Origin of the sequence: Adonisia turfae CCMR0081 (genome assembly GCF_011009555.1) — a bacterium.
Lineage (GTDB): Bacteria > Cyanobacteriota > Cyanobacteriia > Phormidesmidales > Phormidesmidaceae > Leptothoe > Leptothoe turfae.
Window position 1 is genome coordinate 54,912 of record NZ_QXHD01000004.1, and the last position, 22,487, is coordinate 77,398.

Here is a 22,487-nt window from a genome sequence, read left to right on the forward strand (position 1 = left end):
CGCTGCCTCTCCACCCCTAGAACATCGTTTCCAAAACACTTCGAATAACGTCATCGGTCACCTGATCCGTGACGCAGGCTTCGCCGATGCGTTTGGGGAGGACGAAGCGGACTTTGCCAGATTTAACTTTTTTGTCGCTGCGGAGGGCATTGAGGATGGCGTCGATGTTGAGGGTGGCGGGAAGCTTGGTGGGGAGATTGGTTTTCTGGATGATGGCAAGTTGTCGGTCGGTGGCGGTTTGGGGCCAAAGATCCATGGTGGTTGCGATCGCACCCGCTGCAACCATGCCAATGCCGACAGCTTCACCATGGTTGACGGATTTGTAACCGGTCAGACTTTCGATCGCATGGCCAATGGTATGGCCGTAGTTAAGAATAGCCCTCAGTCCAGCCTCTTTTTCATCTTGACTGACAACATCGGCTTTAGCCTGACAAGAATGTTTGAGAATATCGTGGAGCAGAGCCTCACTAACAAAGCACAGCTGATCGAGGCGCTCGGCTTGCTCTAGCTGATGGAACAGACCTTCATGCCAAATAATTCCATACTTGATGACTTCAGCCATACCAGCGCGAAATTCACGCTCAGGGAGTGTGCTCAAAACACTGGGATCAATCAGCACCAAACTCGGCTGATGAAAGGCACCAATTAGATTTTTTCCTTGAGGATGGTTCACGCCAGTTTTGCCCCCGATGGCGGCATCAACCATGGCTAGTAATGAAGTAGGCACTTGAACAACCGCAATACCCCGTAGCCAGGTGGCTGCAGCAAAGCCCGTCATATCGCCAATTACACCACCACCTAGAGCCACCATGGTAGAACTGCGTTCTAAATGGTGGTCAAACGCAACACTATGGATTTTCTCGATAGACTGTAGAGTTTTGTATTGCTCTCCAGCAGGTAAAACACATTGACTAACCTCAAAACCAGCCTCCGTTAAAGAGGTCAAGGCGGTTTCGCCGTAGTGTTGAAAAATAGCAGGGTTAGAAACAAGCAGCACCTTACCAGCTTTGCCAGCGGCAGCGAGCCAGGGGCCTAAGTATTGCAGCCCGTCAGTAGCAATTTTGATGTCATATTGAGTTTGGGGTAGCTCGACGGGGATAACGGTCTTCATTGCATTGAGTCACGGTGTACTCAACTATCCTACTGCTCAGGGTAAACAGTAGTAGGGAGTAAGGGAATGGGGAAGCACAACGCATTCCCTACGCAACCTTGGGCTCCACTAAACCTCAGGCTCCACTAAACCTCGGGTTCTGGGTTAAACACCTGAAAAATTTTTCGACAGCAAAGCTTGATTTTTTCCCCAGCATTAGCCTGAGGTGGAGCTACACCTTCAAACTGCCAGTTGTTAATGGTAGAAAGATGCCACTGTTCACCATGGTGGTTAAACCCAACGACTTCAACACCAATCGCCTTGACAATATTTGCTACAGCATCCGCTGTACCTTGGGTTGTCCCCTCAGCCACTGAATGAAGACGAATCTGCACGAGAAGACTACGGCAGTTGAATGAGCGGCTAAAGCCAGGGAAATGAAACCCGATATCGATGGAATCAGGATCAACGAGCTCTCTTGTATCGGGATCGTTTGCCCAGGGTTTAAGGTCAGAGCGTAAATCAGGAAGCTGCCCCTTAAAGGCACCCACAATAGCGGCTATTTTACTGGCATACTCGATGCTTCGTGCTTGTTCTGCTGCGTTCACACTTACGACCAGGGAAGTCAAAAAATTTCACCTACCAAGATAAAACAATGCCTAGGCAAATAGCCAAGGCATTCATTCTGCATCTTTGGATAGTTAGCAAATGCTACTAAGGAAAAAAATAAATGAGCTCACCAGAAGAAACTGTAGCTGATTAAACGAAAGTGAAATTGATCTGCTTAGATCGTCGGACTATAGTGGGCCTGACAGGTGTTCAGCATACGCAGATCGTTGTCGCTAACAGTGTCAATTTGATGGAACCCTTCAATCGCAAATTGACGTCCACCTGGTCCAGCAACAGCGGTATCTTCGAGATCGAGGGCATAATCATATTCCTCTTGGGAATAGGTTTCAGTAATCGCCAAGGAAAGCTGTGCGTTTTCTACACTGCCTCGAAAACAATCGAATGAGGAATGTGGAGAATAGAACGCTCCTACAACTTCACCTGCTTGTGCTTCGAATACCATGTAGGCAGTTTGCAACTGATCGGGTAAAGGCTGTTCACCAAAAAGATAAATGCCATTGCTGAGGGGTGTAGAAACAGACGGGGCAGCCTGAGCTAATAGAGGGTGGATGACTTCCGTATCAACCTCTAGCGACGGTTGCATGGACATTCTGGCATTAGCGGCATGGGCAACTAACAACGTTGCAGTTCCCACCAGCAGAGCCCCTGTACGCAAAGTGTTTCCGCATATCTGTTTCTGAATACGTTGCTGACGGATGTGACGTTGAATAACTGTTAACACTTGCATGACCAGCGCGCCTCACTGTATTTACCGAGTACCGCTAACGAATGACTGAATGCGATCAAAAAGGAAACTCTTATCTCTCACTGTAGGTGAGAAATTTATGGGTAAACCTGATTAGCAGCGTTCCTTTAATATCTCTTTAACGATTGCATTCATGTCAGTTAGCCAAATTACCGCTATCATTCCCTACAAATTTGAGGCTTTTGATTCCGTATGGGAGGGTTTTATAACTGGCATAGAGTGTACTCTGTCTGGAATACTAGGGGGCATTCTGCATAATTCTTTGAAAGAGTCACCGTCATCCATCGTTGGAACGATGTAGGCTAAAAGAATAACTGGCTAGCTAGGCACCCAGCCATTGGATATGCCGTATCGCTGAGCAGGAGTCAAACGTTCATCTATGCCGTCCCTTGAAGTGCCGCTAAAGCTTTTGCTGTTTATTGATAAGCGGCCAAGTTCTGCTGAGCAAATTCGCCAGATCCGTCAGCATATTGAAGGTTTAGAAAGTCAAATTGAGCCGGTTTTGGAGGTCATTGATGTTAGTGAGCAGCCTTATTTGGCTGAACACTTTAAGCTAGTCGTGACTCCGACCCTCATTAAAATTTCGGAGGGAGGACGCCAAACACTAACCGGCAGTGACATTATTTCTCAGATTGACTACTGGTGGTCACGCTGGCAGGCAGAAGTTGAAAACGGCGGTGATACTTCGGAACGTCATCTTGTCAATAATCCGTCAATTGCTCAGTCAACGGAAATCATTCACCTATCAGATGAAATTTTTCGGCTTAAGCAACTCAATGCTGAAGCGAATGCCAAGCTAGTATTCAAGGATCGCATTATTGCAATGTTGGCCCATGATTTACGCAATCCACTGACGGCAGCTTCCATCGCTATTGAGACCCTAGAAATGGGGTATGACCCTAACCATGAGCGTCGTGCGCGCTTTCGGCCTGAGCTAACGGTGCAACTATTGCGCAACGCCAAAACTCAGATCCGCTCCATTGATCGCATGATCACGGATATTTTGCAGGCAGCCCATGGCCCCAGCGTTGATCTCCATATTTTTCCAAGAGAGTTGAATCTACAGGAGCTCTGCCAAGAAGTCGTGGATTCAATGATCACTAAAGTCAAAAACAAGCAACAGACTATTGGCCTCGATATTCCCCAGGATTTACCCCAGGTGCATGCCGATATCAATCAGGTACGTCGTGTGATTGTGAATCTTTTGGATAATGCGATTAAATATACGCCCAATGGGGGTGATGTGATGATTACGGCATTACATCGCACCACTCAGAAGGTTCAAGTCAGTATTCAAGATACGGGACCCGGTATCCCCGCTGATAAACAAGCCCGTATTTTTGAGGAGAGTTTTCGGCTTCAGAGAGATCAGTCCCAGGATGGTTATGGCCTTGGGTTAGCCCTATGTTTGCGCATTGTTAGGGCTCATTATGGTCAAATTTGGGTTGATTCAGCTCCCCAAGCGGGGAGTACGTTTCACTTCACACTCCCTGTCTTTAAGCAGTCGAACAGTCGGCAACCATTATCAGAACTATAAGAACTGGACTACAGAAATCGAACAATAATCTGCTTCAACCTTCAGGTAACTTCAGGCGAGCTTTCATGGCGGCTATCTCAGCATCCACTGGATTTTGATTGGGGTCACGACCAGATTCTAAAGCTGAAAATTTCTTCTCTAGGGCATCTTGACCGAGATCATTGAGTTCTGCCGCTGCCGCTGCCTTGGCTTCCATAGATAAAATTTTGTCTTCGATTTGATCAAATGCACCTTGATTAACCTGAGTCATCATCTCGTTCAGCTTCTGGCTCGCTTTCGCTGAGCGGGCCCGCGCAATGTACATATCTTTCTGGGTGCGCGCCTGGGCAATTTTAGTTTCCAGCGTGCGCATATTGGCTTTTAGCTGCTTCACGGTATCTTTCTGCTGTTGCAGCTGCCCCCCCAAAGCTTGGGCCGTTTCTAAATAGCTTTGACGGCGGTTGAGAGCTTCACGTGCTAGGGGCTCATTCCCTTTAACCAAGGCACTCTGGGCACGATTGTAAAACTCACGGGCTTGGGCATTCGCCTGCTCACACTGCCGCTCGTTGCGCTTTTGAGTTGCGATCGCAACCGCTACTGCCTGCCGCAGTTGCAGCAAATTTTCCTGCATATCCGCCGTCGTTTGCTCAAGCAGCTTCTCTGGATCTTCAGCTCCATTGAGCGCATCGTTAAGGCTGGCACGTACCACTCGAAAGAAACGATCTAGCAATCCCATGGAAGTTTTTAGCTTGATACGCAAAAATGATGCTGCGCAACTCACACACAGCACCATTTTTAGGATAGCAGGGGGGCTATTCGTTCGTGGGGCCAAAGAGCTCTACAATTGCACCTTGTTGGGTCAAAAATCGCACCTGTTCTTCAGCTTGGGCACGATTATCAAAGGCTGCCAGCTGAATACGAGCACCAGCCTTAAAGTTCCGCACAAAAGCGTCGGGCACTAACTCACGTGCCTTGGTTAAAGAAGCATCCCCCGTGTAGCTAGCAATCACATAGAAATTAGAGCCTGTTACGGCTGTGGTGAGAGCAGGGGGCGGTGTGGCTGTCGGTGCTGGTGTAGCAGGGGCTGGTGTGGCTGATGGCACAGCCGCAGAATTTGTTTCTGTACCGATCGGGCTCGTTGTCGGATTGTTAGTAACAGCCGGTTGACTATCTGCAGCAGCGGTTCCGGGTGCTGGCAATGGAGACTGTGCTGGATTAGGCAATGGCGATGTCACCGGAGCAGAGGTTGAACCATTGACACCATCAACATCTAAGGTCACTAGATCTTCGACGCTATCAAGCTCTTTAAACTCACGAGTAGACAGATCGGGACCTGGCGGCTTGTAGCCATCGGAGGCAGGATCCGGAGCAGTGGCCGCTGGCTGAGTAGAGGCAGGTACCTCAGGCAAATCACCTGCACCCTCAGCAGTAGTGTCAGTGTCAGCATCAACAGGCTCGGTTTCGCTCGCTGGCCAGAGTTGCGATCGCAGTTTTTGCAATTGTGCTGGGGAGGTAATGGCAAACCCAACACCGATACCAGCCAACAGCACCAACACCAAGCCTGCTAGCTTCAACAAAATATTACTCTTGCGCCCAGGAGAATAGGGTTCAGGCACCGACTCTGGATCAGCCTGCTCCTCCTCAATACTCTTCAACAGCTCTTCTGAGGATTCTAAATAGCCTTCTGCCGGCATATCGTTAGCAGGCACCGACAACGCAGAGACATCCGTGTCAGCATCCATCTGCTCAGACTCCGCCACGTCCGACGTCAATTCGTCAACATCCGCAAGCTGCTCCAGAGTCGGCGGCAGTTCATCTTCTAGACCAGATGACTCAGAAGCATCCTTCAGGAAGGGGTTTGGCGGTGGCGGTGGCGGTGTAGGTGGTTGCTTAAGCGTTCCCCCAGCATCTGACGCTGCTGCCGGTGTTGATACTGACACAGAAATTAAGTCAAGCGTGTTACGGTGGGCCGCCCGACGTGGCGGTGGCGGCGGTGGTACTCGCCCATGGCGTTGACGCCGATAGCGGGTGAGCTCATCCTCAAGATTGACATTAAGATTTCGCAGAACACTTTCTAGCTGCGGATCAATCTCAGTTTCCGGCCCTGAACCGGGTCGAGGAGGCATGGGAGGGGGAGTGTTGTCTGAGGAAGAAGCCATGGAGCACAGCTAAAATAACAGGTAAAAGCGGGCAGCGTCTGCTGATAGACCATACGTTAGCACGTTAGTTAAGGGACGTTAGCCGCAAAGTCCGTACATCATGAGAGTAATTTGTTTTAGCAAGAGGTAAGGATGGGATTTTCTGGATTGCGATCGCTCATTACAGATATTGAAGCCCACCCCAACTGGCAATCCCGACGACAGTTTGCCCAAGTTGTTGAATATTGGCCGAAAACTGTGGGGTATGTCGTCGCCCGCCAGACAAAACCTGTCAGCATTCAGCGCCACATCCTTTATGTTACCGTCGCCAATGCATCCTGGACTCAAACCCTAACCCTGGAGCGTCGACGCATTCTTCATAAACTCAATCGCCTCATAGCAGTTCCTTTGCATGACATTCGCTTTTCCAGCGCTCAGTGGCACACCAAACCTGTACGCAAAACGCAACCCGTCAGCGACTGGGTCAAGGCTCACCCTAGCTATCTTGGAGAAACAGATTCCGAAGAATCACCTCAAGAGACATCAACAAAAACACCTGAAGAAGCCTATGCTCTATGGGCAAATATGAAAAAGAAACAACAAGAATCCCAAGAGATTTGTCCACAATGCCATTGTCATTGCCCTCCTGGAGAAATCGCAAGATGGACAATGTGCGCCCTATGCATCACCAAAACTTGGAAATAGCAATCAACAATAAATAAGCAAAAATAATTTTACAGTTCAAGCTTTCAGATAGATATTTTTTGAAATTTAACAGCCGTAATTCCATCTATCTCATCGGGTAATATTTATGGGGATCACCCATCAGTAAATGATCCCAGACACCTTCAAAACATTGATTTATTTAAAGAAAATATAAAGAAAACATTAATGAAGATAACGAACTTAAATTAACTGCCGAGTCTTGGCGTATCAAGCTTTTAACATTTTCCCAATGTTGAATCCTATACATTAACTAATCCACAATGACGAAAGTTAAGGCGTTTAGTGAGTCTCTCAATTATTTTTTTCATGAGTATTAAAAAAGGTGAAATTGCGCGATGCGGTGCGTGCCGGTTTTATACGCCTACTGGTCGCCGTGGAGGAGAATGTTCGCAATTTGGAGTACACGTTCAATCTGTTTGGAAAACATGCTCTTTAGCAAAATCACCGTTCCAAAAATTAACGAACGTTACTAGTGCTGAGATAGACTTAACTTCGGGGATAGATTTAACGAAAGTTGCGCAAGAGAAACAGATAGCTTCAGAACCTTTACCGATGCCATCCAACCGGTTTTCATCTTCTGAAAAGCCATTAGTCGTCAAGATTTCTCAATAGTTAAATATCAATAGATGAGCAAAGGTTAGAGTAAGACTTACTTAAACAACAAGAGGCAATGGTAAAAATGTACCATTGCCTCTTTTGATCTAAATTTAGACAAATCAAACTAGATTTAGTATCTCCTAAACCTTAGTTCTCACGATTACATACTTCGGCAAGAATCTCGCCTTGCCCTTCTAAAGCACTTAAGGCCTGTCCTCTAGCGCGGATTAATGTGGAAGCTACTCCCCAAGAAAGCGTACGATCATATTCAGCAATGGCACCACAGCCTCGGAATGATACCCGAACGGAGCAGTTAATGTCTCCACAGCTACGTAGAGCTTCCCGCTCAGCGCTGTTGACAGATAAATAGTTAGTGGCTACTCCCCAATCACCGGAATGAGAAATAGCGATCGCACCATATCGTTGAGCTGCTTGGACATGCGTTACCAGGATTGTGCTCAATATCAATAAACTCAGAAAAATAGGCTTTAGCATAGACTATTAAGGAACAACAAAACGGCGATATAACTTGAGTTTTGCACAAGCGCCAAATGCAGAACGGCCCCGTAGTCCTCTTTACGGGGCCGTCATACATGATCCGAATCTACCTAGGAGAGATCATCCTTTTTGTTACTATCCCCACCCGATAACATCGACTTTTCGGTGCGGGCCAGGAAATCGGGTACCAATACTTCGCTAAATCCAGCAATAAATGCGATCGCAAAGTACAGATACTTAGACTGAGTCTCCGCTTCGCTGGGGCTAAATCCGGACACGACTACAATCTCTGATTCGATCAGGGCCACGGCCAGCAAGCTAAAGGCGGTACCCACCACTGGCTTAAAGAAACCGATAAAGAAGGGAATCACTGACTGGGACCGATTACGGTTTTCCAGTTTTCGCGATCGCAGCATCACACTGACAATGCTGCCCAAACCACCAGCCGCCAGCACCAGCTGAATGTACTGCCACTCTTGAGACGAAAACAGTTCCACCTGGGACCCCTTGGCTTCTCCCTCAGCGATGGTGGCAGAACCTGATGACTCGCTCACAACTAGGGCATCGCCAGTTTCCGAGGGTTCACCCGCAGCTTCATCATCAGCTTTATCAATGGGTTGAGCATGGTTGATGCCGTGCTGGTAGCCAATATTATATTGATTCGATAAAAACATGCGGGCGGCGGTGGTGCTGCCAATCAATAATGAGATTGTGATTGTGAACCACGTCAAGCCTGAAATCAACTGTGCAGCAGGGGACCCGCCAGCACTAAGCACAGCCACCAGTGGATTTCGATAAATTCGGATCTCACGAGCAATGCGTTTACGAATGTCCCGAGCCAAAGAAACTCGCTCCGCCATAGACATAGCTGGAGATTGATTATTTTTCGGTGTCGCATCTGTCGGCAACAACAAACTGACCGCCAATTGCATCATTGGCATCAACATTTGATCATTGGTAAGTTCTAGATGAGGCACTTGCTCAAGCAACTTACCCAACTCACGATAAGCAGATTTTGATAGATGCTCAGACGCTAGTCCCTGCTCAATACGCTCGATTAATTCGCGCGCATCCTGACGAATAACAAGATCAATATTATCTACTAGGCCTGATGGTAGACCCATTGTATGTACAGCCATTACTGTGTGTGCATCCTGAAGGTGACAACGATAAGAGAAATTGCATGCCGCTGCGGATATGACACACCTGATTCCGATAGAGCAAACGTCCTGATGCATGAAGACGTTTGCACGTCACATTGGCATGAGAACTCAATGCTTTTAAGGATAGAAATTATCTTGAAAAAAGTGAGAAATAGTATGGAACTCTCCGAAGAGAGCAATAGATAGCACCCAGCGGCAACACCTAGACCCTAGCCATCCGTTGTTGAAGACATGATGAGAAGGGACCATTCTTCTAAGCGGCACAGGTTGAAATGCTGCAATTTCGTTCTGAGACGATAGTGTTGCCCTATTCACACAGGACAGTTTGAAAACTGTTCTCTTGCCGGGAACAATCTGATTTAGATCAAGGCACTTTACTCTGGGGAGATATCAACAAAAGAGGAGATCTATCTTACAGTTTTCTGTGATCTGCATCATCCTTTTAGACTCTACAGAGAGAATTTAGGAGAGCGGCAATCCCTTACAACACATAGCCTTCCCATAAATCAGTGTTGTGGTATCAAACCCCCTGTCTCAAAATCTGCAGCGCAGGGTTGTTTCTTTACAATCAGGTCTAGGATGAACTCATCTTTCAGATAGCCTTCCCATAAATCAGTGTTGTGGTATCAAACCCCCTGTCTCAAAATCTGTAACGCAGGGTTGTTTCTTTACAGTCAGGTCTAGAGTGAACTCATCCTTAAGGAGGTTTCTCTATGCTTTGCCCCATGCGTTTAACAACCTTATTCCTTATGGGGTGTCTCTTAGCTGAGGCTCCCATGCCAGAAAGCTCACCTGGGCCAGACATCATGACTGCCCCAGAAATTGAGCAAACAGTTGAAGTCCAACCTCTACCCGACTCTGTTCGTAACCGTGTTCAAACGGAGCTTTCCAACTATCTCGGCATCCCGACTGACCAAATCAACATTGCCCGTTATAGTCATGAAACCTGGTTTGATGGCTGTCTGGGGTTGGGTGGCCCAGCCGAGTTATGCTTAGCGGCCCTGACGGAGGGGTGGCAAGTGGAAGCGATTGCACCAACGGGCGAAAGTTATTTTTATCGCACTGACCTGACTGGCAACCAGGTACGTCGTTCTACGTTGGACAATAATTTGCCGCCTTCCCTCGAAGCTCGGATTTTGCAAACGGTACACACCGATGTAACGGAAGCTGAGGGACGTGAACCGGCATTGTCTATTACCCAGGCCCAAACGAGAGTATGGGATGGTTGCTACGGTTTGCCCAGCGAAACAGGTGATTGCCCTGAAATTGCGATTATGGGCTGGCGGGCCATTGTTACCGATGGTGATTACCACTGGATTTATCACACCGACAATCTTGGCAACACGATTCTCTTAAATGAAGCAGCTAGTACGAATACTGTTATTCCAAACCTGATTACCGGCCCTATGTCTGGGCTCTCAGAGGCTGATACTACTTTTCAAAGTGTGAGTACTGGGGGAGGGGCAGATAAGGCTCGTGAAGTTGTCGTATTAGACATTGATGGGAAGCTTTCATATTCTCAGCAAGAGAATCAAATACCTGAAATTGACTCATAATTGTCTCCCAAAATAGATAGTGTTTCGAGAGTGCGTAAAAACTTGTCGAGACTCACCAACCACCTCGCCAATCCTTTTAGCCTCAAATTCTTCAGAGTAAACATGACGGACAATATGCCGAAAAGCTCTGTAGTTATCCAAACCTTGCAAACTTTCCCCAGAGATCACAGCAGGGCGTATCGTACCCATTTCCATTGCCAGCTGATGGAGTAACTGTTGATGCCAATTATTGCCAGCTGGTCGCTCACCATCGAGGGCAATTATTTCGAAAAACGCTCTACACCGTTGTAAGCACCTTGTAAATTCAAGGCAGCACTGTCAACGTATAGTTCATCGTCAGTTCGCTCAAATTTTTGCCAACTCAACACAGCACGTTCAAGAGCAACATTAATCGACTGAAATTCTTTAATAATTCGCTGGGCAAGTCTACTCAAACTTCAATGCCCTCTTCTTCAATCGATTCCATAATCCATGGCCGACAGGTGCCAGGGTTCACCAAATCCACCTTAAACTCCTCGCTATAGTCCATCACAGCCAAAAAGGCATCATAATACTGCTCACTTGGAATACCCCAAGCTACCAGATCAATATCCGAATCCAGCGAAAAATAGTCTGCCTTAATTGCAGAACCGAACACCTTCACTTGCGTTGCACCAAATCTATTTCTCAGCAGTGCCGTCAGTTCAGGGATGAGTTCCCAAGCCTTTTCCCAACGCGCTATCACTTCAGCAGACACTTGCCTTTTGGGTACCGTGTACTGCTTCCATTCTTCTGGTGTCAGCTCTAACGCAGTTTTAGCCATTAGTGTTCGAGCCTGAAACTTGGTCCAGCCCAATCTTAGCTGACCTCACTGCCCAACCCATGGAAAACCCTCTCCGTAGCGGTTTATCATAAGGAAAAGCATCAAATCCTCAATGCACCTATGGATGTAATGGAATTTTTCCAGCATAGCGCTGGGCAATGGCAATCCCAACGAACCACCCACCACCTGCCCTTCCGACGGGCTGAGTTGGGTGGCTCTAACATTACCGTCGAAGCCCTCGACAAAGCGAACGAAAAAATCATTGCCATTTGTGAACTCCACGAAATCGACCCAGCATTAGCTGTGGGTGGTGCCTATGTTGCCTGGAATGGTGAAATGGCCTGGGACCGCGATGGTGAAGGAAACCATGAAGGGACTACAGTTTTTGCCTTGGTTCCTGATCAGGACAATTCTCGCAAGGGTCGTCTGCTGCGTGAACGCGGTTATGCCGAAATCGTACCCGTAGTCGGTCGCTACGAAATGGATGATGAAGACGGGTTAATACTAGAGACCGAGTATGACACCATGAGCTCTGTCGAGCGCTTTTGGTTTGTCACCCCTGATCTGCGGATGCGTAGCAGTATCGTCAAACGGTTTGGTGGGTTTAATACGGCATCCTTCTGTGCAGAAACCCGTGTGGTAGATGGCAAAGCAATCGAGGGAACGCCTTTGGCAGATACTGCAGCGGTTGAGGCATTTGACCAAACATCACAATTGGCAGCAATGGGTTGGTAGGGGCACTTCCTTGTGGATGCCCTTATGCTATGGGTATCTAAAATTTCGTAGGGGCATCCTTTTGTGGGAAGCCCCATTATTTTTGGGTTTGTAATCTCAATATAAGCTGGCGTTTGGCGATGGTTATGGATGGGGCAGCCACAAGGGCAGCCCCTACAAATGTTTATTTCTCCTTGGTTTTCTTCTCGGCCTTCGCCTTGGCTTCCAAGGTTTCCAACCGGCTCTTTAGCTCCCGATTTAACTGCTTCAATTCATCAAGATCTTTGCGCAATTCATCGACTGCCTGATCAGCACCGATGGCCCTACGCACTTTACCCATGGCTTCTTCAGCACGGCGTTTTACGCGACCATCAGGGCTTTGCTCCGCTAGCCCTTGCAATACTCGCACTGCGCCAGAGACCTCCATTTGGCCTAAGGCCATGACAACAGCAACCTGGGTTAAGAAGAACTCTTCGCGGGCAATGGCTTCGAGGCGGTCTAGGATGCGATCGCAATTCACCTTACTCTGCCCCGCTGCAATCTTACCCAACGATCGAATTGCATTCAGCCGCAATGCTTGAGGAGTACCAATCTCGGTGTAGGGCAGCAACAAATCTAGAGCTGCTTCTGAAGATTTGAACACACTCAAACCACCCATAGCACCTGAACGCACCACTTCATTCCAACCTGCGCGCTCTTCTAGCACCATTTCCAGTAGCTTAAGCGTCTTTTTCTCTTTATTTTTACCATTGTCTAAAGTGCTAGAGCCCACTTTACCCAGGGCTGTGGCCGCTGCACCTTCAACGTAGTAGCTCTCATCACCGTTTTCAACAACAGATTTCAGGGCCTTATAGCTCGCTGCTGTTTTTACCCCAGACAAGGCATCTACCACTGCCCGACGCACTTTGGGATGCTGATCATCTAACCCTTTCAACAGTCCCTCAACGGCCTGATCCAGCTGAATCGTAGCCAGGGCTTCGGCCACTTCGGCTCGAACCGCCCAAAAAGAATCTTTCAGTAGGGCTGCGCCCAGGGTCTCTACCGCTTCTAACGTGCCTTTTTTAGCAATGGCCTTCGCAGCGTATACGCGAGAGATAGGATCAGGATCATACTTGAGTTGGGATTGGAGCTCTTTTAATGGGTACTCCAACTTAACGGTTTTGAGAGTATGGTTGCCCACATCAAAACTAATAAAGTCAGGCTTTTTCTGAAGTGGGAAGTAGAAGGCCTGCTGCCGTTCGTGAATCCTCACGGTTACGGTTTGTACATTGACCGTGTCATTCTCAATATAGCCAAACCCCATGGGAATCTTCAGGTCAAAGAGTCCTTCTTGCACCTGGGATTTGCCATCGGCCACCTGGGTCTGAGTCACCATCAGCTTCACAAGATTACTATCGCCATCCCAGCTGTAGCTAATGGAATAATCAGGATGTCCACCACGATAAACATATTGATCAAACAGATAGCGGAGATTCTTGCCAGTTGCTTTGTCAATGGCCCGTAATACATCTACCGTTTCCACAGTGGTGTGGGCATTCTCGGTGAGAAGAGTTTTCAACGTTTTAGTAAACAACTGATCCCCCAAGGCTTCACGAATCATGTGATAAACACAGGAGCCTTTTTCGTATATATGTCGGTCGTATAGCTCAATGGGCTCTCGATAAATGTGAGTAACTAGCGGACGACGGTAGCGACTAGCATCTTCAGCGAGATAGGCACGGGCATGGTTGAGATGATAATACATGGCCTCATCACGGCCATAGGCTTCTTCTAACCACAATACTTCTGAATACGTGGCCATGCCTTCTTTTACCCAAGCATGGGACCAATGGTTAATAACTATCAGATCACCAAACCACTGGTGGGCCAGCTCATGGGCCACCAACGTTTCAGACCGAAGGTCATCGATAGCAGCCCGCTTATCTAACAAACAGCGATCGGTCAGCAACGTGGTGGTCGTGTTCTCCATACCACCAAAGATGAAGTCAGCTGGACAGGCTTGATCATAGTTGGAGAACGGATAATCGTAGCCAAACACCTGACTAAATTTCTCCATCATCTGGGGCGTTTTCCCCATGGTCAGCTCAATTTGATCCTTGCGCCCTTTAGCCACGTAATACCGCACGGGACGACCGCGCCATTCGGCTTCAATGCTATCGTATTCACCAATGGCCAACGTCATCAGATAGCTAGGATGAACCTTATCTAGCTTCCAGTGATAGATTTTGGCTTTGCCATCCTCTTCGGTAGAGATTAATTCTCCATTAGACAGGGCAAAATACTTTTTCGGTACCCGTACCCGCACTTCAGATGTCGCCAGTTGACCTGGGTAATCAAAGCAGGGAAACCAAAAACGAGAGTCTTCATCTTCCCCCTGGGTCCACACCTGATAAGGCTTTTCAGGATAGTGCTCGTCGGGTGCAATAAAGTAAATGCCCCGCTGGGGCTCTTTCACGCCATAGGTAATGACAAGGGTAATCGTCTGCCCCGCCAATGTAGGTTTATTGAGGTGAATGTGCAGCTGTTCACCGTCATAGTCAAAGGACTGCTGCTCGTCGTCGATCGTGATTGAATCGACGGACAAACTAACGGCATCAAGGGTCAAACTCTCAATCCCATTGCGTACCGGATTGAGGCGAATGGCACAGGTACCTTTATAGCTTTTCTTAGGAATATCAAAGTCTAGATCAAGGGCTATGTGCTCAACCTGTCCAGGACGGTCAGGATTATAGTGGGGCGATGCACCGGGAAGCGCGAAGGGTTTATGGCCGTTTTCATCGGCATTGAAATAGGCAGCGACGGACATAGAGAATTTGTGGTGGGTGAAGGCCCTATCCTCCAGTCCCTGCTCCCTGGGGAAAAGGATTGAGGGCGAGGGATCAAGGGCAACGTATTAGCAATTTAGGTTAACGTTTTCCCTAGGATTACGCCGCTACACTTTGGGATATTTAAAGTGTCTCTGGAGCGAGATCTTTAGTTTTTGGAGAGGAAACTTAAAGTTCAGCGATTGACCGTGGCTCTAAGCTAAATAGGACAAACGTGTTTGAGATGTGCCGTTAAATGAACGCCATTGCGACTCGCTCTATTAACCGCTTGATCAATGGAGCCTTGGCCATTAAGCCCCTGGCCAATTTTGCTAAGGATCGTGCCCGCAACATGATGATCAAACGGGCTGAATCTATTGGGGTGTATTGGCTAGATGAGGTGGCCCAACTGCGATCGCGAGGTGGCGATCAGCCATTTAACCCGGTTTGGGAAAAGGAAAGAGAGGAAATTTGCGATCGCAACCTCACCTATCCCGACTATTACCTCACCAGCTTTCACGCCTACGAAGAAGGCAACCTTGGCTGGGAACCTGCCCTAGAGGAATCGGTGGCAGCCAAAGCCGTCCATGCCCGTCTGTGGCCCGAAGGCGATGCCCAAGGCGACTTGCGTCTACGTCAAAGCCATCTTGATGTCCTGCTTGAAAAATTACCGACACCCCCCGAAACCATCGTGGACATTGGCTGTAGCACCGGACTCAGCACCCGCGCATTGCAACGGGCCTATCCCCAGGCAACCACCGTCGGTGTAGATCTATCCGACTACTTTTTAACCGTAGCCCAGTACCAAGCAAATGCAGCTACAGATGGCCTTAAAACGCCCCAGTGGATACATGCCGCCGCCGAGAAGACCGGCTTTGCTGATCAGTCCGTGGATTTAGTCTCAGCGTCTTTGCTATTCCATGAGTTACCTGTTTCCGCAGCCCTGGATGTCATCCACGAAGGATATCGAATCCTACGAGCCGGTGGCCATTTCACCATCATGGACATGAATCCCCAGTCGGAGGTGTACAAGAAAATGCCTGGCTATGTCCTCACCCTACTTAAGAGCACAGAACCCTACCTCGATCAGTACTTTGCTCTGGATTTACATCAGGTGCTGATGGATGCAGGTTTTGCTCAGCCGAGCCAGACGATTAATACCTCTCGGCACCGTGTGGTCATTGCCCAGAAGCCTGCCTAGTTGTCTGGCAAAGCTGAGAGTCAACCAACTTTATTAATGACTTGTAACGTTCTGATTACACACCTTTAAGAAATCCAGGAGATGGCTGGGAATCAATATTTTTATTCTTACAGTGGTTAACAAGGCTGGACAGTTGCCGCCTGGCAGCTATAAAACAGCCTGATTCCTACAGCCACGTTGTCTTGGCTGAGAATCTATGTTGAATACCTTTGGTCTAAATCATTTGGCCCACGCTCTAGAAACTGGCCCTAACGTCTATGGACTTTGTAACATTTCCTTGGTTAACCACCATCATCTTGCTGCCCATTGTGGCAGCATTAATTTTGCCGTTCATCCCAGATACGGATGGCAAAACAATACGGTGGTATTCCCTCATTGTTGGGTTAATTGATTTTGCCCTAATTGTCACTGCCTTTGTGACTGTTTATGATCCCACTAGCTCCGGGATGCAACTGGTGGAAAGCTACAGCTGGGTGCCAGCCCTAGATCTCAAGTGGTCAGTCGGCGTAGATGGCCTCTCGATGCCGCTGGTATTATTGACCGGCTTTATTACCACCCTGGCTGTCTTGGCATCATGGCCAGTCACCCTGAAACCCAAGCTTTTCTACTTCTTGCTGCTGTCAATGTACGGCGCTCAGATTGCAGTATTTGCAGTGCAGGATATGCTGCTCTTCTTCCTGGTATGGGAGCTGGAGCTGATTCCTGTGTACTTGCTGCTGTCAATTTGGGGAGGTAAGCGACGTCTGTACGCAGCCACAAAGTTTATCCTCTACACCGCTGGCGGTTCACTCTTTATTTTGGTAGCAGCCCTAGCCATGGCCTTCTACGGTGACACTGTCACCTTTGACATGCAGGCACTGATGGCTAAGGAATTTCCCATTCGCCTACAGCTCTGGCTATATACCGCATTCTTAGTAGCCTATGCAGTGAAGCTACCCATCTTCCCACTGCATACCTGGCTGCCTGACGCCCATGGTGAAGCCACAGCTCCAGTGCACATGCTACTGGCAGGCATTCTACTGAAGATGGGGGGCTATGCCCTAATTCGCATGAATGTGGAAATGCTGCCCGATGCCCATGCCATCGTGGCCCCCGGACTGATCCTATTTGGCGTCATCAATATTATTTACGCGGCGCTGACATCCTTTGCTCAGCGTAACCTCAAGCGTAAGATCGCCTACTCATCCATTTCCCATATGGGCTTTGTGATCATTGGTATTGCATCCTTTACCAATCTTGGAATGAGCGGTGCGGTACTGCAAATGGTGTCCCATGGATTGATTGGGGCGAGCCTGTTCTTCTTAGTGGGCGCGACCTATGATCGTACCCACACACTGATTCTGCCGGAAATGGGCGGTGTTGGTACCAAGATGCCGAAAATCTTTGCCATGTTTACAGCCTGTTCCATGGCATCCCTGGCTTTACCTGGCATGAGCGGTTTTGTAGCTGAGCTGATGGTCTTTGTAGGCTTTGCCAACAGCGATGCCTACAGTTTTAACTTCAAGCTGGTGATGATTCTGCTGATGGCGGTGGGTGTAATTTTGACCCCGATCTATCTGCTGTCCATGTTACGGGAAATCTTCTTTGGTCCTGAGAACAAGGAGTTAACCGAACATCAGGCACTGATTGATGCAGAACCTCGCGAAGTATTTATCATCGCTTGTTTACTGATTCCCATCGTTGGCTTTGGCCTCTATCCAAAGCTACTCACTCAGGTGTATGACGCTAAAACGATGCAAGTGAGCGAAAGTTTGCGTACAGAGCTGTTTGCCATTGCCGATCGGCAACCGCCGCTACCCATTGGCAATATCCCAACCACCAAGGCACCAGCCATCGGCCAATAGGTCCCGTGTGTAGAGGTGTTCCATAGAACGCCTCTACACATGGAAAAAATTCTTATCCTCTACTAAACTATCGATCTTTACGAGGTTACCCCTTGACAAGGTCGATGGTTTTCTTTATTTCTTAAGCACTCCTACACCAAGATCATCACATTGAATCTGAATCGCTTTGCAGGTGTCATTAACTTCTTTTCGGTGCGAGATTGGGCACTGGAAGCAAGACTACTGCGATGGTTGACCATGCTTTGGTTATTCATCGGCTTGGTAGTTCTATTTTCAGCATCCTTTCCAGTGGCTGATGCAGAAGTTGGTGATGGTGCCCGCTATTTCAAGGCCCAGATTTTATGGATTCTTGTGGGTCTCCTCATGTCTCGGTGGATTACACGCAATCCCCTCAGACTAGTCATGCAGTTTTCTGGGCTGGGATTGTTTGTGTGTTTGGGATTAATCGTGGCAACACATATTCCAGGTTTGGGCGTTACTGTTAACGGGGCGACCCGCTGGCTTCCACTGGGACCATTCCTGATTCAACCTTCGGAACTTCTAAAGCCCTTTTTGATTTTGCAGAGTGCCAGACTATTTGGTCGCTGGCACCGGTTACGTAATACGATGCGGTGGCTATGGCTAGGAATATTTGCCCTTTGCTTGTTAGCAATCTTGGTGCAGCCTAATCTCAGCACCACTGCTGTTTGTGGCATTACGCTGTGGCTGATTGCTTGGGCGTCGGGCCGTCCCTATGGGCAACTGATGATGACAGCTGGCACTGGGGTAGTCGCTGCTTTACTGAGTATTAGCATTAAGGCCTACCAACGGGAGCGGATTATCTCATTCTTAGATCCCTGGGCCCAGGCAAGTGATAATGGCTATCAGCTGGTGCAGAGTCTTTACGCCATTGGTTCTGGTGGTCTATGGGGTACCGGTTTTGGCATGGGTCAGCAGAAGCTGGGGTATCTACCGATTCAATATACTGATTTTATTTTTTCGGTCTACGCCGAGGAATTTGGCTTTATCGGGGCAGTCATGCTGCTGCTGTTTTTAGCGGTTTTTAGCACCGTTGCCCTGCTAGTAGCGCTGAAAGCAAAATCATCAGTTAATCGCCTAATTGCCATTGGTTGCATGGTATTACTAGTGGGCCAGTCTCTGATCAATATTGGAGTAGCAACGGGCTCTTTACCCACCACTGGGCTACCATTCCCCATGATGAGTTACGGCGGTAGCTCGATGATGTCTAGCTTAGTGATTGCTGGGCTCTTGATTCGCGTTGCCCGTGAGGCACATGAAGCAGATATTGTGGCGATGACTGAGCAACCCATTCGTCCCAGGCGTTATCGACCTGGCAGTCGTCGTCGTCGCCATGGGCAACAGCCTCAAACAGCGCCTACTAAAGCTAAGCAGATACCTGACAAACGAATTTTTCGCCCTCGTCCTCCCACACGGATTCACCCTGAAGTGAATACAAAACCAAAGCTCAGTAGCAAGCCCATCCGCAAACGTAAGCGAATACGAAGCATTTAATGTTTCGATACAACTACAATTAGGAAAGTTAAGAAGCTATGGACAGGGGTCCGTAGGTAACGTTGATTTGCAGCCCGATTTTGTATGTGGGAAACGCTTCAGCTCAGTCTTTATAACCTTAGTCAGCTGGCTAATCAGTGGGTAGGCGCTCAGCTAAACCATCTTTCGTTGGCCAGTGTTGCCATTATTATGGCGGCTGGTTTACTCACCAGCCTGACACCATGCATGTTGTCCATGCTGCCGATCACAGTGGGCTACATGGGCAGTTATGAGCTTGAGAATCGCTGGCAGGCCGTTGGCCAATCTAGCTGGTTTGCTTTGGGTTTAGCCACTACCCTGGCTGGGCTAGGTGTGGTGGCCAGCAGTCTGGGCTGGGTCTATGGTCAGGTAGGTGTGGGCTTGCCCATTGTGGTGAGTGCGATCGCAATCATCATGGGCCTCAATCTCCTCGAAGCTTTACCGCTACCGCCTTTGCCGTCCTACAGCGGCATGGACTTTATGCAAAACAATATTCCGCGATCGCTAAAGTCCTACTTGCTCGGTCTCACCTTCGGCTTAGTGGCCTCACCCTGTAGTACCCCAGTGCTTGCCACATTATTGGCCTGGGTTGGTCAAAAAGGCGATCCGATTCTGGGTAGCTCTCTGTTACTGGCTTATACGATCGGGTATGTTACCCCGCTGGTCATTGCCGGTATTTTCACAGCTTCGATCAAAAAAATTCTGACCATTCGCCAATGGTCTGGTTGGATCACTCCTACTAGCGGTATTCTGCTCATTGGCTTTGGCGTCTTTTCACTGGTATCACGGTTTATGCCAGTTGCCTAATATACAGACGTTACATGCAACGTCTCTCCATCAACATTTCCTATGCCTGCTGCCCTCAAACGTTATTTAAAAAAAGAACTGATTCCTCTGCTTGCAGATTTGCGTCTTGCCATCGTTTTGCTGCTGGTGATTGCCGTATTCAGCATCCTGGGTACCGTCATCGAACAAGGGCAAAGCCTAGCCTTTTATCAACAGAACTATCCAGAAGACCCAGCTCTATTCGGTTTTCTTAGCTGGAAAGTACTACTCATAGCAGGCTTGGACCACGTATATCGCACTTGGTGGTACCTCTCCCTACTAATTCTCTTTGGCGGCAGTCTCACCGCCTGCACTTTCACGCGGCAAATTACGGCCCTAAGGTGGTTTTCACGCACCTGGAACTTCTACAGCAAGCCGCGCCAGTTTGAAAAAATGGCCCTCAGCACCGAGATTAATCAGGGCTCTCTTGACCAGCTCACCGCACTATTGGAAGAAAAACGCTACAAAACCTTCCATAAAGACGGCACCATGCTCTACGCCCATAAAGGTTTAGCAGGGCGCATCGGTCCCATCTTGGTTCATGCCAGCATGCTGATCATTTTGCTGGGAGCCATGTATGGAGCCATGACCGGGTTCTTTGCCCAGGAGATGGTACCCAGCGGCAATACATTTACAGTGCAAAACATTTTTGATGCCGGACCTTGGGCAGGTCCTCAAATTCCCAAAGATTGGTCGGTAAAAGTGAATCGCTTTTGGATTGACTACAGCCCTGAAGGACGTGTTGATCAGTTTTACTCAGACCTATCGGTTCTGAACGACCAAGGTGACGAAGTTAAACGTAAAACCGTATGGGTGAATGAGCCCCTACGTTATCGCAATGTCACCATGTACCAAGCGGATTGGTCCATTGCAGGAGTGCGGGTGAAAGTCAATAATAGTCCCATTTTGCAATTACCCATGGCCCCCATAGCCACTGAAGATGGCGGTAAGCTTTGGGGAACTTGGGTACCCACCAAACCCGACATGAGTGCTGGCGTATCGCTGATTACCCAAGATTTACAGGGAACTTTGTTGGTTTACAACGAGCAAGGTGAGCTAATTTCCACGGTGCGAGAAGGCATGTCGGTGGACGTTAATGGGGTGACTCTATCAGTGGCTGAGATTATTGGCAGTACTGGCCTCCAGATCAAAGCAGATCCAGGTGTACCCTTTGTTTACTTAGGCTTTGCGTTACTGATGTTGGGGGTGGTTATGAGCTATATCTCCCACTCTCAAGTTTGGGCATTACAAGAAGGGGATCAGCTTTATGTGGGAGGCCGGACTAACCGGGCTCAGGTGGTGTTTGAGCGAGAATTAGTCGCAGTGTTGGATGAACTAAGCACTCAGGCAGATGCCGAACCAACGGAGGAATTAGTCGTTTTCTAGAGAACATTTTCTATGGGGCAATTGTCACCAACCATATTAAAAACAAGATAATCGAGAACCCTATCCAGTCAGGAGCAGTTCTAGAATGAAAACCCTTGCAAAATGGTCTATCAACGACTATCACCAGATGGTAGCAGCGGGTATTTTAGATAATCGCCAGGTGGAGCTGCTAGCGGGGGAGACATCATCGAAACGGCACCGGAAACCCCACTCCCTTACAATGTTGCCAAACGGGATTCTCGCTATCTAGAAACCTTGCTCCAGGGTAAGGCTGATGTTCGCTTCAATGGTCCCATCACTTTGGCAGCTTCCGAACCGGAGCCAGATATAGCTATTGTTCGGTTACCAGAGTCTACCTACGACAATCGTCATCCTTATCCTCAAGACATTTCAGGTGCATCGATTTGTTATGCGACTTTTTATGAATTAACGCCGTTGCCATTCCAATTTGGGCACGCCTAGCCTCTTGGCAAACGTTCCATCCCAATCGACTTTCAGGCCAACACGTTCAAGTTCTTCACGAATAACGTTTCCGATTTCCGGCCCCTTGGTTTCTTCCTCAGTTGGATCGACTGGGCCAAACGCGAAGTACAGGCCACCACCATACACAGCACGTTCAAGGTCCTGTCCGTGATAGAAGCAATAACCCAGAACTGACGACTTGTTTGGGTGATTCTCATAAGCATCAAGAAAGTCTTCATAGCCATCGCTTTGCGTGTAGC

Annotated in this window: 22 protein-coding genes and 1 pseudogene; 11 read left to right on the forward strand and 12 right to left on the reverse strand. The window is 48.4% G+C overall.

All coding sequences use genetic code 11. From position 1 onward, the window contains the following. Nucleotides 1-16: 16 nt before the first annotated feature. The 3 genes from aroB to DXZ20_RS04370 all read right to left on the reverse strand — a co-directional run bounded on the left by aroB (nucleotide 17) and on the right by DXZ20_RS04370 (nucleotide 2,447). Entirely contained in the window at nucleotides 17-1,111 is a 1,095-nt protein-coding gene (aroB, locus tag DXZ20_RS04360) for a 3-dehydroquinate synthase (protein WP_163661886.1), read from the reverse strand. 125 nt (nucleotides 1,112-1,236) lie between these two features. Then, nucleotides 1,237-1,698: a hypothetical protein gene (locus DXZ20_RS04365; protein ID WP_163703386.1), complete on the reverse strand. Its 462-nt coding sequence runs from the start codon at nucleotides 1,696-1,698 to the stop codon at nucleotides 1,237-1,239. Between the two features lie 176 nt (nucleotides 1,699-1,874). Next, nucleotides 1,875-2,447 (reverse strand): hypothetical protein, encoded by a 573-nt coding sequence (locus DXZ20_RS04370; RefSeq protein WP_163661888.1) that lies wholly within the window; start codon nucleotides 2,445-2,447, stop codon nucleotides 1,875-1,877. Nucleotides 2,448-2,844: 397 nt separating this feature from the next. Between DXZ20_RS04370 and DXZ20_RS04375 the strand changes: the two genes are divergently transcribed. After that, nucleotides 2,845-4,002, forward strand: a complete 1,158-nt coding sequence (locus DXZ20_RS04375) for a histidine kinase (RefSeq protein ID WP_163696674.1) — start codon at nucleotides 2,845-2,847, stop codon at nucleotides 4,000-4,002. A gap of 34 nt (nucleotides 4,003-4,036) precedes the next feature. On the opposite strand, the gene DXZ20_RS04380 is transcribed toward DXZ20_RS04375, so the two are convergent. Beyond that, entirely contained in the window at nucleotides 4,037-4,717 is a 681-nt protein-coding gene (locus DXZ20_RS04380) for a PspA/IM30 family protein (protein ID WP_163696676.1), read from the reverse strand. Nucleotides 4,718-4,793: 76 nt separating this feature from the next. Next, nucleotides 4,794-6,140, reverse strand: a complete 1,347-nt coding sequence (locus tag DXZ20_RS04385; RefSeq protein WP_163696678.1) for a hypothetical protein — start codon at nucleotides 6,138-6,140, stop codon at nucleotides 4,794-4,796. Between the two features lie 132 nt (nucleotides 6,141-6,272). Here DXZ20_RS04385 and DXZ20_RS04390 point away from each other — a divergent pair, with 132 nt between their 5' ends. Beyond that, a complete protein-coding gene (locus DXZ20_RS04390) occupies nucleotides 6,273-6,824 on the forward strand; it encodes a DciA family protein (protein WP_163696680.1) in 552 nt (183 codons plus the stop codon). Between the two features lie 327 nt (nucleotides 6,825-7,151). Further along, the gene (locus tag DXZ20_RS04395; RefSeq protein ID WP_163661897.1) at nucleotides 7,152-7,457 is read left to right on the forward strand and encodes a hypothetical protein; all 306 of its coding nucleotides are present in this window, start codon (nucleotides 7,152-7,154) and stop codon (nucleotides 7,455-7,457) included. Nucleotides 7,458-7,589: 132 nt separating this feature from the next. Here the strand turns inward: DXZ20_RS04395 and DXZ20_RS04400 are convergent, their stop codons facing one another. Both DXZ20_RS04400 and DXZ20_RS04405 read right to left on the reverse strand, forming a co-directional pair. Further along, nucleotides 7,590-7,937 carry a DUF4189 domain-containing protein gene (locus DXZ20_RS04400; RefSeq protein ID WP_163661899.1) on the reverse strand — a complete coding sequence of 116 codons (348 nt, stop codon included), beginning with the start codon at nucleotides 7,935-7,937 and terminating at the stop codon, nucleotides 7,590-7,592. A 113-nt stretch (nucleotides 7,938-8,050) separates the two neighbouring features. After that, nucleotides 8,051-9,079: a hypothetical protein gene (locus DXZ20_RS04405; protein WP_163696682.1), complete on the reverse strand. Its 1,029-nt coding sequence runs from the start codon at nucleotides 9,077-9,079 to the stop codon at nucleotides 8,051-8,053. Between the two features lie 737 nt (nucleotides 9,080-9,816). Here DXZ20_RS04405 and DXZ20_RS04410 point away from each other — a divergent pair. After that, the gene (locus tag DXZ20_RS04410; RefSeq protein ID WP_250565612.1) at nucleotides 9,817-10,659 is read left to right on the forward strand and encodes a DUF8738 domain-containing protein; all 843 of its coding nucleotides are present in this window, start codon (nucleotides 9,817-9,819) and stop codon (nucleotides 10,657-10,659) included. Here DXZ20_RS04410 and DXZ20_RS38675 read toward each other — a convergent pair. Genes DXZ20_RS38675 through DXZ20_RS04420 form a run of 3 tightly spaced genes read right to left on the reverse strand, consistent with a single transcriptional unit; the run spans nucleotide 10,654 to nucleotide 11,461 of the window. Continuing rightward, nucleotides 10,654-10,923 (reverse strand): ribonuclease toxin HepT-like protein, encoded by a 270-nt coding sequence (locus DXZ20_RS38675; RefSeq protein ID WP_431732096.1) that lies wholly within the window; start codon nucleotides 10,921-10,923, stop codon nucleotides 10,654-10,656. The two genes, DXZ20_RS04410 and DXZ20_RS38675, sit on opposite strands and share 6 nt — an antisense overlap. Then, nucleotides 10,920-11,093: a hypothetical protein gene (locus tag DXZ20_RS04415; protein ID WP_163696686.1), complete on the reverse strand. Its 174-nt coding sequence runs from the start codon at nucleotides 11,091-11,093 to the stop codon at nucleotides 10,920-10,922. Before DXZ20_RS04415 ends, DXZ20_RS38675 begins: the two co-directional genes overlap by 4 nt. Beyond that, nucleotides 11,090-11,461, reverse strand: a complete 372-nt coding sequence (locus tag DXZ20_RS04420) for a nucleotidyltransferase family protein (RefSeq protein WP_163696688.1) — start codon at nucleotides 11,459-11,461, stop codon at nucleotides 11,090-11,092. Before DXZ20_RS04420 ends, DXZ20_RS04415 begins: the two co-directional genes overlap by 4 nt. Before the next feature lie 120 nt (nucleotides 11,462-11,581). On the opposite strand from DXZ20_RS04420, the gene DXZ20_RS04425 reads away from it, so the two are divergent. Next, on the forward strand, nucleotides 11,582-12,196 hold the full coding sequence (locus tag DXZ20_RS04425) for a phycobiliprotein lyase (RefSeq protein WP_163661911.1): 615 nt from the start codon (nucleotides 11,582-11,584) through the stop codon (nucleotides 12,194-12,196). A gap of 163 nt (nucleotides 12,197-12,359) precedes the next feature. On the opposite strand, the gene DXZ20_RS04430 is transcribed toward DXZ20_RS04425, so the two are convergent. Continuing rightward, entirely contained in the window at nucleotides 12,360-14,981 is a 2,622-nt protein-coding gene (locus DXZ20_RS04430; protein ID WP_163661913.1) for a M1 family aminopeptidase, read from the reverse strand. 254 nt (nucleotides 14,982-15,235) lie between these two features. Between DXZ20_RS04430 and DXZ20_RS04435 the strand changes: the two genes are divergently transcribed. The 6 genes and pseudogenes from DXZ20_RS04435 to DXZ20_RS04460 all read left to right on the forward strand — a co-directional run. Further along, nucleotides 15,236-16,180 carry a class I SAM-dependent methyltransferase gene (locus DXZ20_RS04435; RefSeq protein WP_163696690.1) on the forward strand — a complete coding sequence of 315 codons (945 nt, stop codon included), beginning with the start codon at nucleotides 15,236-15,238 and terminating at the stop codon, nucleotides 16,178-16,180. A 257-nt stretch (nucleotides 16,181-16,437) separates the two neighbouring features. After that, the gene (locus DXZ20_RS04440) at nucleotides 16,438-18,024 is read left to right on the forward strand and encodes an NAD(P)H-quinone oxidoreductase subunit 4 (RefSeq protein WP_163661917.1); all 1,587 of its coding nucleotides are present in this window, start codon (nucleotides 16,438-16,440) and stop codon (nucleotides 18,022-18,024) included. Between the two features lie 150 nt (nucleotides 18,025-18,174). Next, nucleotides 18,175-19,536, forward strand: a complete 1,362-nt coding sequence (locus DXZ20_RS04445) for an FtsW/RodA/SpoVE family cell cycle protein (protein WP_163696692.1) — start codon at nucleotides 18,175-18,177, stop codon at nucleotides 19,534-19,536. An 84-nt stretch (nucleotides 19,537-19,620) separates the two neighbouring features. Beyond that, a complete protein-coding gene (locus tag DXZ20_RS04450; RefSeq protein WP_163661920.1) occupies nucleotides 19,621-20,361 on the forward strand; it encodes a cytochrome c biogenesis protein CcdA in 741 nt (246 codons plus the stop codon). A 42-nt stretch (nucleotides 20,362-20,403) separates the two neighbouring features. Further along, the gene (locus tag DXZ20_RS04455) at nucleotides 20,404-21,765 is read left to right on the forward strand and encodes a cytochrome c biogenesis protein (protein WP_163696694.1); all 1,362 of its coding nucleotides are present in this window, start codon (nucleotides 20,404-20,406) and stop codon (nucleotides 21,763-21,765) included. 85 nt (nucleotides 21,766-21,850) lie between these two features. After that, a pseudogene (locus DXZ20_RS04460) lies at nucleotides 21,851-22,155 on the forward strand (Uma2 family endonuclease); the annotation flags it as partial. Between the two features lie 36 nt (nucleotides 22,156-22,191). Here DXZ20_RS04460 and DXZ20_RS37195 read toward each other — a convergent pair. Continuing rightward, on the reverse strand, nucleotides 22,192-22,487 hold a 296-nt coding region (locus DXZ20_RS37195), incomplete at its 5' end, for a DUF6891 domain-containing protein (protein ID WP_431732068.1).